Annotated in this window: 7 protein-coding genes and 1 pseudogene; 4 read left to right on the plus strand and 4 right to left on the minus strand. The window is 63.1% G+C overall.

The annotated features are described in order from the left end of the window. Positions 1 to 30: 30 nt before the first annotated feature. From LQ215_RS02485 to LQ215_RS29645, 4 genes and pseudogenes are all read right to left on the minus strand, one after another. The gene (locus LQ215_RS02485) at positions 31 to 3,126 is read right to left on the minus strand and encodes an efflux RND transporter permease subunit (RefSeq protein WP_230147268.1); all 3,096 of its coding nucleotides are present in this window, start codon (positions 3,124 to 3,126) and stop codon (positions 31 to 33) included. 3 nt (positions 3,127 to 3,129) lie between these two features. After that, the gene (locus tag LQ215_RS02490; protein WP_230147269.1) at positions 3,130 to 4,299 is read right to left on the minus strand and encodes an efflux RND transporter periplasmic adaptor subunit; all 1,170 of its coding nucleotides are present in this window, start codon (positions 4,297 to 4,299) and stop codon (positions 3,130 to 3,132) included. A 117-nt stretch (positions 4,300 to 4,416) separates the two neighbouring features. Further along, positions 4,417 to 5,172: a methyl-accepting chemotaxis protein gene (locus tag LQ215_RS29640; RefSeq protein ID WP_436839553.1), complete on the minus strand. Its 756-nt coding sequence runs from the start codon at positions 5,170 to 5,172 to the stop codon at positions 4,417 to 4,419. Positions 5,173 to 5,274: 102 nt separating this feature from the next. Then, positions 5,275 to 6,468 (minus strand): annotated as a pseudogene (locus LQ215_RS29645) (PDC sensor domain-containing protein); the annotation flags it as partial. Positions 6,469 to 6,781: 313 nt separating this feature from the next. Between LQ215_RS29645 and LQ215_RS02500 the strand changes: the two are divergent. From LQ215_RS02500 to LQ215_RS02515, 4 genes are all read left to right on the plus strand, one after another. Next, positions 6,782 to 8,230, plus strand: coding sequence for an APC family permease (locus tag LQ215_RS02500; RefSeq protein ID WP_230147271.1), 1,449 nt, complete (start codon positions 6,782 to 6,784; stop codon positions 8,228 to 8,230). An 85-nt stretch (positions 8,231 to 8,315) separates the two neighbouring features. Next, on the plus strand, positions 8,316 to 9,737 hold the full coding sequence (locus LQ215_RS02505; protein WP_230147272.1) for an aldehyde dehydrogenase family protein: 1,422 nt from the start codon (positions 8,316 to 8,318) through the stop codon (positions 9,735 to 9,737). A gap of 11 nt (positions 9,738 to 9,748) precedes the next feature. Next, positions 9,749 to 11,098 carry an aminotransferase class III-fold pyridoxal phosphate-dependent enzyme gene (locus LQ215_RS02510; protein ID WP_230147273.1) on the plus strand — a complete coding sequence of 450 codons (1,350 nt, stop codon included), beginning with the start codon at positions 9,749 to 9,751 and terminating at the stop codon, positions 11,096 to 11,098. 81 nt (positions 11,099 to 11,179) lie between these two features. Further along, on the plus strand, positions 11,180 to 12,505 hold the full coding sequence (locus tag LQ215_RS02515; protein ID WP_230147274.1) for an alginate export family protein: 1,326 nt from the start codon (positions 11,180 to 11,182) through the stop codon (positions 12,503 to 12,505). Positions 12,506 to 12,654 lie beyond the last annotated feature (149 nt).

A 12,654-nucleotide genomic window follows, 5' to 3' on the forward strand; every position in this document is an offset into this window, starting at 1 on the left:
TGCTCGCGATAGCGATGGTCTGGCTTAACCTCACTTGGGATCAACACGCCTCACGCGCTTCATCACCACCACAAAAAACACCGGCACAAACACCACCGCCAGCGTGGCGCTGATCATCCCGCCGATGACACCAGTACCGATGGCCTGCTGGCTCGCCGAACTGGCGCCGGTGGCAATCGCCAGCGGTACTACCCCAAGGATGAAGGCCAGCGAGGTCATGATGATCGGTCGCAGGCGCAGGCGTGCCGCCTGGAGCGTGGCGTCGATCAGGTCGTGGCCTTCGTCGTACAGGCTCTTGGCGAACTCGATGATCAGGATCGCATTCTTCGCCGACAGGCCGATGATGGTGATCAGTCCGATCTTGAAGAACACATCGTTGGGCATGCCGCGCAACGACACGGCCAGCACCGCGCCGAGCACACCCAGCGGCACCACCAGCAACACCGAGGTCGGGATCGACCAGCTCTCGTACAGCGCCGCCAGGCACAGGAACACCACCAGCAGCGACAGGCCCAACAGGATGGGCGCCTGGCTGCCGGACAAGCGTTCCTGCAAGGACAGCCCGGTCCATTCCTGGCCCAGGCCCGTCGGGCCCAGGGCCACCAACCGTTCGATTTCGGCCATGGCTTGCCCGGTGCTGTAGCCCGGTGCCGGTTCACCGGAAATGCTCACCGCCGGATAACCGTTATAGCGGGTCAGTTGCGCCGGCCCCTGGGTCCAGCGGGCCTGGACGAAGGCTGACAACGGGACCATTTTTCCGCTGTTGTTGCGCACATGAATCTTCAGCAAGTCTTCGACCTGGCTGCGCTGGTCGCCCTCGGCCTGGACCACCACCCGTTGCATGCGCCCCTGGTTGGGGAAGTCGTTGATGTAAGTCGAACCCACCGCCGTGGACAACACACTGCCGACGTCGGCAAAGGAAATGCCCAGGGCATTGGCCTGCTTGCGGTCGACCTCCAATTGCACCTGCGGTGCCTCCGCCAGGGCGCTTTCGCGCACATTCATCAGCACCGGGCTTTTTTCGGCGGCGGCGAGCAATTCGCTGCGGGCCTGCATCAAGGTGGCATGGCCGAGGCCACCACGGTCCTGCAAACGGAACTCGAAACCGCTGGAAGTGCCCAGGCCGTCCACTGGCGGCGGCAGCACCGAGAACGCCATGGCGTCCTTGATCTGGCTCAGCGCCAGGTTGGCGCGGTCGGCGATGGAAGCCGCCGAATCCTCGGCACCGCGTTGCGACCAGTCCTTGAGGGTGGTGAAGGCCAGGGCCGCGTTCTGGCCGCTGCCGGAAAAGCTGAAACCGAGAATGATCGTGCTGTCACCGACCCCCGGCTCACCGGCGTTGTGGGCTTCGATCTGCTCGACCACCTGCACCGTACGATTCTTGCTGGCACCCGGTGGCAGCTGGATGTCGGTGATGGTGTAGCCCTGGTCTTCCACCGGCAGGAACGAGGAGGGCAGGCGACTGAACAGCAGGCCCATGCCCACCAGCAACACGCCGTAGATCAGCAGATAACGGCCGCTGCGTTTTACCGCATAGGCCACCCAACCTTGATAGCGCTCGCCGAAGCGGTCGAAACCACGGTTGAACAGGCCGAAGAAACCCGTCTTGGCGTGGTGCTCACCTTGGGCGACCGGTTTGAGCAAGGTCGCGCAAAGCGCCGGGGTCAGGGTCAGGGCGAGAAATGCCGAGAACAGGATCGATGTGGCCATCGACAGCGAGAATTGCTGGTAGATCACCCCCACCGAGCCCTGCATGAAGGCCATCGGAATGAACACCGCCACCAGCACCAGGGTGATGCCGATGATCGCCCCGGTGATCTGTCCCATGGCCTTGCGCGTGGCCTCTTTGGGCGACAAGCCTTCCTGGGCCATGATCCGCTCGACGTTCTCCACCACCACGATGGCATCGTCCACCAGGATGCCGATGGCCAGCACCATGCCGAACATCGTCAGCACGTTGATCGAGAACCCCAGCGCGAGCATCGTCGCGAAGGTGCCCATCAGCGCCACCGGCACCACCAATGTCGGGATCAGGGTGTAGCGGATGTTCTGCAGGAACAGGAACATCACCGCGAACACCAGCAACATCGCTTCGCCGAGGGTGTAGATCACCTTGGTGATCGAGACCTTGACGAACGGCGAGGTGTCGTAGGGAATCTTGTATTCCACGCCGGCCGGGAAGTAGCGCGACAGCTCGTCCATCTTGCTGCGCACCAGGGTCGCGGTGTTCAAGGCATTGGCGCCCGGCGAGAGTTGCACCGCCACGGCGGTAGACGGCTTGCCGTTCAGGCGTGTGGAAAACTGGTACTCCTGGCTGCCGATTTCCACCCGGGCCACGTCGGCGATGCGCACCGTCGAGCCGTCGGGGTTGGCCTTGAGCACAATGTCGGCGAACTCCTGCGGGGTGTTGAGCTGGCCTTTGACGACGATGGTCGCGGTGATTTCCTGGGTGCTGCGGCTGGGCAAGTCGCCCAGGCTACCAGCCGACACCTGGGCGTTCTGCGCCACGATGGCGGCGTTGACGTCGGCCGGGGTCAGGTTGAAGCCCACCAGCTTCTGCGGGTCGATCCAGATCCGCATGGCCCGTTCGGCCCCGTACAACTGGGCCTTACCGACACCGTCCAGGCGCTTGATCTCGTTCATCACGTTGCGCGCCAGGTAGTCGCTGAGGGCCACGTCGTCGAGCTTGCCGTCGCTAGAGGTGAGGGTGATCAGCAGCAGGAAGCCGGCGGAGACTTTGTCCACTTGCAAGCCTTGCTGGGTCACCGCCTGCGGCAGGCGCGACTCCACGGCCTTGAGGCGGTTCTGCACGTCGACCTGGGCCAGTTCCGGGTTGGTGCCGGGTTGGAAGGTCGCGGTGATGGTGGCGCTGCCCAGGCTGCTTTGGGATTCGAAATACAGCAGGTTGTCGGCGCCGTTGAGTTCTTCCTCGATCAGGCTGACCACGCTTTCGTCCACGGTTTGCGCCGAAGCGCCCGGGTAGACGGTGTAGATCTCGATCTGTGGCGGGGCCACGACCGGGTATTGTGCCACCGGCAGTTGCGGGATCGCCAGGATACCGGCCAGCAGGATGAACAACGCGACGACCCAGGCGAACACCGGACGGTCGATGAAGAATTGCGGCATGGCTTAGTGTCCTGCCTGTGGCCCGGGAACCTGGGCGAGGGGAGGTGGGGAATCGTCGATCCGGACTTGCTCGCCGGGGCGCGCGTGTTGCAGGCCTTCGATGACAATGCGGTCGCCGGGTTTCAAACCCTGCGTGACGACCCAGCGATCGTCTTGCGCGGCGCCCAGTTGCACCGGTTGCTGGCTGACCTTCTGCTCGGCGTCCAGCAGCAACACCTGGGCAACTCCGGCGCTGTCGCGCAGGATCGCCCGTTGCGGCACGGTGATGCCCTGGCTGTTGACCGCCTGTTCCAGGCGCACGCGAATGAAGCTGCCGGGCAGCAGGTCCAGGTCGGGATTGGGGAATTCGCTGCGCAGGGTGATCTGGCCGGTACTCGGGTCGACGCTGAGGTCGGTGAACAGCAATTTGCCGGGCAGCGGATAGGGGCTGCCGTCATCCTGAATCAACGTGGCCTTGGCCTGGTCCTGGCCGACCGCTTGCAAAAGCCCGGCGCGAAAGGCGCGGCGCAGGTTGTTGAGTTCGCGGGTCGATTGGGTGAGGTCGGCGTGGATCGGGTCCAGTTGCTGGATCAGCGCCAACGGCGTGCTTTCGTTCTGCCCCACCAGGGCGCCTTCGGTTACCAGGGCGCGACCGATGCGCCCGGAAATCGGCGCGGTCACCGTGGCGTATCCCAGGTTCAGCTTCGCCCGTTCCACCGCAGCCTTGCCGGCAGCGACGTCGGCGGCGGTCTGGCGCACGCTGGCCCGGGCGTTGTCGTAATCCTGGCCACTGATCGCCTTGTCATCGATCAACTGGGCGTAACGCTGCGCTTGCAAGCGGGCCTGGAATGCATTGGCCTCGGCCTTGCGCAACGTCGCCTCGGCACTGTCCAGGTCGGCCTTGAAGGGCGCCGGATCGATGCGAAACAGCACCTCGCCCTGTTTGACGTCGCGGCCTTCACGAAACACCTGCTGCAAGACTACGCCGGCCACCCGCGCCCGGACTTCGGCCACCCGTGGCGCGGCGATCCGGCCACTCAGCTCGTTGCTGATCGACAGGGGCCGGGCCTGAACGGTTTCGACACGCACGCTGGGCAGCGGAGCGGATGTCTCTGGGGGCGAGGCGCTATCACAGCCACTGAGCAGCAGCGCGCCGACCAACAGGCCCAGTGTGACGAAAGGAATCTTGGACATGGTGCTTCCCCAATATTGAACCGCCCATGGTAGGGATCGAGGCCAATGGCAGGGGTGAAGCTTTGTAGGCGCTCTGTGAAATTGTGTAACCACCCTGATGGTCTGTTTCAGGGGCCACTAGATCCGAAAATGCCCCACCAACTGCTGTTGACGATTGGCCATGGCATGCAGCGAGTGGCTCGCCTGCGATGCGTGTTCCATCTGGCCGGTCAAGGTCTCGCTGATCCCTCGAATGTCACTGACGCGATGGCTGATGTCCTCAACCACAGCGCTTTGCTCCAGGGCAGCGCTGGCGATCTGCTGGTTCATGTGCTCGATCACTTCCACGGCGTCGCTGATGTGTTGCAGTGCCGCCTGGGTCTTTTCGACTTGAACGACGCTGTCCCTGGCCTGTTCGCGGCTCAATTGGGTGCTGTGCACGACCTCCTGGCTCAGCTGTTGTAACGCTTCGATCACCGTGCGTATTTGCTCGACCGAGTTCTGGGTGTTGCTGGCCAAATGACGAACTTCGTCAGCCACCACCGCGAAGCCGCGTCCCTGTTCGCCCGCTCTGGCGGCTTCGATGGCGGCATTCAAGGCCAGCAGGTTGGTTTGCTGGGCAATGGCGCAGATCACGTCCAGCACCTGGCCGATGTGTTGACTGTTGCCGGCCAGCGCCTGCACTTGCTCAAGCGTGGTCTCCAAACGCCGGTCCAGGCTGTCGATGCTGGTGACCGCGTTGGCGAACAATTCACGCCCTGATCGGCTGGCGTTTTCGGCAACGGTGGCGGCATCGGCCGCCTGGTGGGAGTGACGGGCCACTTCCTGGGCGTTGGTGCTCATTTCATGCAGGGCGGTCGCGGCCAGCTCGACCTCCCGGTACTGCGTGTGCATGCCGGCGCTGACTTCCCGGGCCACCTGCGCCGACGTATCGGCGGTGTCGCGGGTGTCCAGGGACGCTTGCTGGATATCGCGGATGATGGGCTGCAATTTGTCGAGAAAACGGTTGAAGCCCTTCGCCAGTTGGCCCAATTCATCGTGGCGGTCGTTGGGCAGGCGCTGGGTGAGATCGCCGTCGCCCTCGACAATGGCGTCGAGCATGTGCGCCACCCTGAGCAAGGGGCGTGTGACGCCGTAGGCCGTCAGCCAGATAAGCAATAAGCCCAGGCAACTGGCGAGCAAGCCCAGGCTGAGGTTGAACCAATTGGCCTGGCGCCGCTTGTCGTCCAGTTGGGCCTGCATCTGCAGGGCCGGCGCTTGCACAAGCGATTCAGGCACGCGTATCTGCAATTGCCAGGGGGTATTGGCAGGAACGGTTTGCACGGCTTGCTGGACGTCGACAGAGGCGCCGTCAACCGTGCCGCTATGGCCGGCAACTTGCCCTGACGGGGAAAGAATGTTGATCTCGCTGTGACCGGGATACAGGTCGTTGGCAAGGCTGGCGGCCAGTTGCTGAAGGGTATCGAGGCTGATGTCCATGCCCACTACGCCGATGACGTTGCCCTGGTCCAGCAACGGTATGGAGATGCTGCTCATCAACGTCTTCTGGCCTTCGACTTCGATCTCGTAAGGCTCCGTCACGCACGTGTGCCCCTGGGTCTGTGGGCAGACGTACCAGGCGTTGGCCGGCTCGCTGCCCGGCGGCGCGGTGTTGGCGCTGATCTGGGCTTCGCTGAGCACCTCCTGGACCAATTGCCCGGGTTGGCTTTGCGACCAGTACAGGGCAAAGCGACCTTTTTCATTGCCGGCCAGATCGCGTTGGCCAGTGAAACCGGCATCTTCACCGACCAGCGCGTCGGGAAGCAGCACCACGTAGAAGCCGAGGACTTTTTCGCGGTTTTGAAGGGCTTGGCGGGTCGCGGCGATCAGGTCGCGGCGCAGTTGCCCTGGCGTCAGTCGTCCGTTCCACGCTTGGGCGCGCAATTGCAGGACCTGCTGGGCAAAACCTTCCCCATAGATCGCTGTTTCGCTGAAAAAGCGTTCCACCCGCTGACCATGGGCCAGGCCCTGCGCCTGCAAACCTTCCAGCGCCGAGCGTCCCAGTAGTTGACTGCTTTGCTGCTTGAGCAGCGTGGCGCCTTGCTGGTTCTGGTACAGGGACGCGCCAGTCAGTGCCCCGACGACGGCCAACAGGCACAACCCACTCAGGAGCGTGATCCGCCATTGGATAGAGAGACGAGCGAAGAACATGCTGAGAGTTTCCTGCGCTTAGGGGCTTTTATTGTTTTGGGCCCAGCACTGTCTGAGCGGTGGGCAAGGCTATCTTGCGGCAGGAAACGCCGGCCGGTTATCCCGAATCGGCAGCCGCTGCACGCTGCACGCTGGAGTGTTGACCTGTTTTGGGGCGCGGCTTTGGATGCTGCCGTTTTGGGATAGCGAAGGGTTTTGGCAAGGGCCTAGCATCGAATCCAGCGTGCAAGCAAAACAATAAGCTTTTGGAAGTCGGCGAAGCTGGCCGGCTCCGATCCAGCAACAACTGCCTCATACAATAAGGTCAAGAACAATGAGCGTATCTTTCCCGATCAGCAGCTCGACGGAGTTGAAGCGCGGCGCCTTGGGTGTCGGTTTCATCATCTTCTTTGTGATTTCGGCGGCGAGTCCCTTGAGCGTCATCGCCGGCGGTTTCCCCATTGGCATCATGTTGGGCAACGGCGCTGGCACACCGGCATTGCTGCTCCTGGCCTTGCTGGTGTTACTGGCGTTCTCGGCGGGCTACACCGCCATGTCCCGCCACATGACCAACGCCGGTGGTTTCTATGCCTTCACCTCCCGCGGCCTGGGTGGCCTGGCCGGCGGGGCGGCAGGGGTGCTGGCGATGTTTGCCTACAACATTCTCCAGGTCGGCCTCTATGGCATGTTCGGCGGCGTGGTCAGTGGCACGATGGCTAGCGTCTTTGGCCTGGACTTGCCGTGGTGGACCTATTCACTCCTGGCAATGGCGAGCATCGCGATTCTTGGCTATCGCAAGATTGACCTGTCGGCCCGGGTGCTGTCGGTGGTGGTCATTGCCGAATACCTGGCGATCCTGACGCTGGATTTCGCCATCCTCAAGACCGGTGGCGACAGTGGCATCAATCTCGATTCGTTCGATCGCAGCCATGTGTTCAGCGGCACGCCGTCCATCGGCTTGCTGTTCTGCTTCGCGGCGTTCATCGGCTTCGAGGCCACCACCATCTACGGCGAGGAGGCAAGGAATCCGCATCGCACGATTCCCATTGCCACCTACAGCTCAGTGCTGTTGATCGGTGGTTTCTATGCCTTGTCGGTCTGGGCGATGGTGATCGGCGTCGGGGCGGACAAGATCGTACCGACCCTGCAGGCGCTCCAGGATCCGACCACGTTCATCTACGGCATGTCCGATCACTTTGTCGGCCCGCACCTGACCCAGATCATCCGCGTGCTGTTCATGGTCAGCATCTACGCCGGGCTGCTGGCGTTCCACAACGCCGCGGCGCGTTATTTCTATGCCATCGGCCGTGACGGTTTGCTGCACAGCCGGCTGGGCACCACCCACCGCGTGCACCAGAGTCCGCACATGGGCTCGGTCCTGCAAAGCCTGATCGCGGCGGTGGTGGTGCTGATCTTCGCCGCGCTGGACGCCGATCCGATCCTTCAGTTGTTCGCCTGGTTTTCCAACCTGGCCACCCTGTGCGTGATCCTGCTCATGGCGCTGACCTCTGCGTCGGTGTTTGTCTATTTTCGCGCTCACCCGGAGCTGAAGCTGGGGCTCTGGCGCGGTCGGATTCTTCCGGTCTTTTCGTGCCTGGCATTGCTGGCGGTCCTGGCCCTTGCGGTGATTCATTTCGACGTGCTGACCGGCGCCAGCCAGCTCTTGTCCTATGGCCTCTGCGCGGTGATTCCCGTCGCGCTGATCGTCGGCGTGTTCCTCGCCGCTCGATTGCGCAAGGCATCGCCCGAGCGGTTCATGGCACTGGGAAGCCACAAGCTCTGAGGCGTCACGCACAACCTCAATCCACTTTAGAAAACAAGTCCGCTGTCGTTCGGGACGGTTCGTCAGCGCGTGAAAGGAAGGTGCAATGCACGATTATCAAATGCTCATCAATGGGGCTCGGGTCGACGGTGAAAACGGGCACTTCGATGTGCTCAATCCGGCGACCGGTACGGTGTTCGCTCGATGCGCGGCCGGTTCCCTGGCCCAGCTGGACCTTGCCGTCGAAGCGGCGCAATCAGCCTTTGTCGAGTGGCGACACAGCACCCATGAGGATCGCCGCCAGCGCCTGCTGAGCATCGCTACCGATCTCGAACAGGAAGCCGAGGCGTTGGCCCGGCTCATTGTCCTGGAACAGGGCAAGCCATTGGAGTTGGCGTTCTCCGAAGTGATGGGCGCGGTGGCCTGGACGCGCTATGCCGCCGAGCAGCAGATTCCCGTGGAGTTGGTGGAAGAAACCCCGACCCAGCGCATTGAACTGCACCGCAAGCCGTTGGGCGTGGTGGCGTCGATCACGCCCTGGAATTGGCCGTTCATGATCGCCGTCTGGCACATCATGCCGGCGTTGCGGGCCGGCAACTGCGTGATCAGTAAACCGTCAAGCCTGACGCCTCTGAGCACCCTGCGCCTGGTGGAAGTCATCGCGCGCCATGTGCCGCGGGGCGTGATCAATAGCGTGACCGGCCAACAAGGTTTCGGCAGTGCGATCACCACCCATGCCGGTATCCAGAAGATTGTCTTCACCGGCTCCACCGCCACCGGCCAAAGCGTGATGCGCGGCGCCGCCGGCAACCTCAAACGCCTGACCCTGGAGCTGGGCGGCAACGATGCCGCCATCGTACTGCCAGGCACCTCGGTCGAGGCGGTCGCCGAAGATATCTTCCAGGCCGCATTCCTGAACATGGGACAGACCTGCGCCGCCCTCAAGCGCTTGTACATCCACCAATCGCAGTACGAGGCCTTTGCCGCGGCCCTGACCCAGATCGCCCAGCGTCAGGTGGTGGGCGACGGCTTGGCGCCCGGGGTCACGTTCGGCCCGGTGCAGAACCTCGAACAACTGGCGCTGGTGGAGGAGCTGGTGGCGGATGCCCGTGCCCAGGGCGCGCGTGTGTTGTGCGGCGGTGCTCGTCTGGACCGTCCGGGCTTTTTCTATCCGCCGACGCTGGTCGCCGATGTGACCGATGGGCAGCGCCTGGTGGATGAGGAGCAGTTCGGGCCGGTGTTGCCGCTGATTGCCTACCAGGATGTCGAGGATGTCCTGCGTCGCGCCAATGCTGGCGACATGGGCCTGGGTGGATCGGTCTGGGGACGTGACAGCGAGCAGGCACAGGCCCTGGCCAGTCGCCTGGAATGTGGCATGGCCTGGGTCAACTGCCATGCGCAGATCCAGCCGAATACGCCGTTTGGCGGCAGCAAGATGTCCGGGTTCGGCGTCGAGTTCGGCCTTGAAGGGTTGCTGGAGTTCACCGGCCAGCAACTGCTGTACGTACGCAAGTGTGAAACAGAATGAGGACTGCAACCATGTACGAGCACTACAAGACAGCACCAAAAAAATTCTGGCATCCGATGAGTTCTTCGGCGCCGGCGAACCGGTCCAAGACGTTGATCATCGCCCGTGGCGACGGTAACTACATCACCGATATCGAAGGCCATCGCATGCTCGATGGTGTCGGCGGCTTGTGGAACGTGAATGTGGGCCATAACCGGCCTTCAGTGAAGGCGGCCATTGCCGCGCAGCTGGATGAACTGGCCTATTACCAGACCTTCGACGGCATCGCCCATCCGCGGGTGTTCGACCTGGCCGAGCGGCTGACGTCGATGTTCGCCCAGGAAAACATGGCGCGAGTGTTGTTCAGCTCCGGCGGTTCCGATGCGGTCGAGACGGCCCTGAAAATGGCCCGCCAATACTGGATCGCCAGCGGCGAGCCAGGGCGCACGCGCTTTTTGTCATTGCGCAATGGCTACCATGGCGTGCACGTGGGCGGCACCTCGGTGGGCGGCAACGGCGTGTATCACTACAACCACGGGCCGCTGTTGGCCGGCTGTCATCTGCTCGACACGCCGTGGCTGTACCGCAATCCGTGGGATTGCCGCGATCCGGAAGAACTGACCGCTCACTGCATTCGCCAGTTGGAAGACCAGATCGCACTGCTCGGCCCGCAGACCATCGCCGCGCTGATCGCCGAACCGGTGCAGGGTGCCGGCGGCGTGATTGTGCCGCCGGCGCATTACTGGAAGCGGCTGCGGGAAGTTTGCGACCGCCACGGCATCCTGTTGATCGCCGATGAAGTGGTGACGGGGTTCGGCCGCACCGGCTGCATGCTCGGCAGTCGTGGCTGGGGCGTCGCCCCCGACGTACTGTGCCTGGCCAAGGGCATCACCGCCGGCTACATCCCCATGGGCGCCACGGTGTTCAACCAGCGCATGGTCGATGCCATCGAGAACGGCCCGGGCTTCAGCAACGTAATCATGCACGGCTACACCTACAGCGGGCATCCGACTGCCTGCGCGGCGGCCCTGGCGGTGCTGGACATCGTCGAGGCCGAGGATTTGCCGGGTAACGCCGGGAAAGTCGGTGCCCAGTTGCTGGAGCAACTGCAACCGCTGACCGAACGTTATGCGGTAGTGGGCGAAGTGCGCGGCAAGGGCTTGATGATCGCCGTGGACCTGGTGGCGGACAAGGCCACCCGCGAGCCGCTTGACCCCGCCAACGGCCTGGCCTCGCGTATTGCCGAGCAAGCGCGCCGGGCCGGCGTACTGATGCGTCCGATAGGCAACAAAATCGTGATGTCGCCGCCGCTGACCCTCACCTGCGACGAAGCCGCCATGATGGTCGGCGCGTTGGACAGCGCACTCGCCGACTGCTGCTAGCCTGTAAGCCGGCGCAGCGTGCTGCGCCGGCTCCTGAATATAAAGACAGCCTTCAAAGGCGCACCACAAGGAGCTCCAGCCATGCGGAACCTATCGCGTATGGAATTTTTCGGCAGTGGCCTTGCCTGTACGCTGGCGCTCTGCGCTGCGAGTCAGGTCCAGGCCTATGAGTTGTATGCCGATGACGACACGCACCTCAACGCCGACATGCTGGCGGTGTTTGGTCATTTCAACAGTCGCAAGAACTACGACGGCCGGCCAGGCGGTTCAACCTGGCGCGAAGGCTTCATCAAGTACGGCGTCAGCGGCGACCAGGGCCTGGCTGGCCATGGCACCGCCTACGGGGCGTTCAGCCTGGTCAGTTCTGCCACCTGGGGCGATGGCGACGCGGCCGGCAATTCGCTGGGCAGCGAGCGCACGACCAAGATTGAAGACGCTTACTTGGGTTGGCGTTCCGCCGATCTGTTCCCCGTGCTGGGACAGGACGGTGTCGATATCTCCGGCGGCCGCCAGGTGGTCAAGCTGGGCAGGGGCTTCCTGATCAACGATGACGGGCCGAACCTGGGCAAAGGGCCTGCCGATGGTCGCTTGAATCGCGGTGGTGCCTATTACCTGGCTGCCCGGCACGCGTTCGATCAAACCGCCGTATTGCGTCTGGGCGGGCAGGATGGGCTGCATGGCAGTGTGGTGTGGCTCAAGTCCGATAACCGCGCCCAGGCCGAAACCGAGCTGGCCGCCGGTACGCTCGACTACACCGCCAAGGCGGGCACGTTGGGGCTGACCTGGATACATGGCCTGGACGTGAACGAGCAGTGGGCCAGCGATTTCCAGAAGCAACGCAAGGGCATGGACGTCTACAGCATTCGTGGTGAAGGCGACGCGGGTATCGAGAACGCCAGCCTGGCCTTTGAATACGCCTGGCAGGACAAGGACGCCGGCCCGCAGAACGCCTGGTACGCCGAGGCCGGCTACACCTTTGCCGACCTTGCCTGGGCCCCGAAGCTGACGTACCGCTACAGCCGTTATTCGCAGAAGTGGGACTCGCTGTTCACCGGGCAGAGCACCGGCTATGGCACCTGGTTCCAGGGCGAAGTCGCGGGTAACTATGCAGGGCCCTTCAACAGCAACACGGGCATTCATCATGTCGGCCTGACAGCCACGCCGTTGGAGAATCTGACCCTCGGTGCGTTGTACTTCGATTACAACACCGTGCGTAAGGACAGCGCCCTGAACCTGGATGCCCGTGAGCTGGATCTGTATGCCGAGTGGGCGGTGAACGAGCACTTGATCATCACGCCGCTGATAGGCCTCTACAAGCCGGATCGGGATGCAACGACCGGGGGCAATCAAGTGAGTGGCAATGGCACCAACGTGTACAGCCAGGTGACGGTGGCTGTGCCGTTCTGAAGCGGGGGGGCGTTCGATAATCTTGTGGCGAGGGAGTGGCCGCCGCGTCTTCGACGCTGCGCTGTCGCGCAGGGAACAAGGCCCTGTGGCGAGCAATGCTGTTCACTTAAGGCTGTGGAACTTTAGTTTCGACCGATTGGATTGGGTAC

Source organism: Pseudomonas brassicacearum, assembly GCF_918698105.1.
In the GTDB taxonomy this organism is placed as follows: domain Bacteria; phylum Pseudomonadota; class Gammaproteobacteria; order Pseudomonadales; family Pseudomonadaceae; genus Aquipseudomonas; species Aquipseudomonas brassicacearum_F.

Coding starts and splice junctions, on each gene's coding strand:
- LQ215_RS02490 (WP_230147269.1), bottom strand. CDS start 4,299: ATGTCCAAGATTCCTTTCGTCACACTGGGCCTGTTGGTCGGCGCGCTG.
- LQ215_RS02505 (WP_230147272.1), top strand. CDS start 8,316: ATGCACGATTATCAAATGCTCATCAATGGGGCTCGGGTCGACGGTGAA.
- LQ215_RS29640 (WP_436839553.1), bottom strand. CDS start 5,172: ATGCACACGCAGTACCGGGAGGTCGAGCTGGCCGCGACCGCCCTGCAT.
- LQ215_RS02515 (WP_230147274.1), top strand. CDS start 11,180: ATGCGGAACCTATCGCGTATGGAATTTTTCGGCAGTGGCCTTGCCTGT.
- LQ215_RS02500 (WP_230147271.1), top strand. CDS start 6,782: ATGAGCGTATCTTTCCCGATCAGCAGCTCGACGGAGTTGAAGCGCGGC.
- LQ215_RS02485 (WP_230147268.1), bottom strand. CDS start 3,126: ATGCCGCAATTCTTCATCGACCGTCCGGTGTTCGCCTGGGTCGTCGCG.
- LQ215_RS02510 (WP_230147273.1), top strand. CDS start 9,749: ATGTACGAGCACTACAAGACAGCACCAAAAAAATTCTGGCATCCGATG.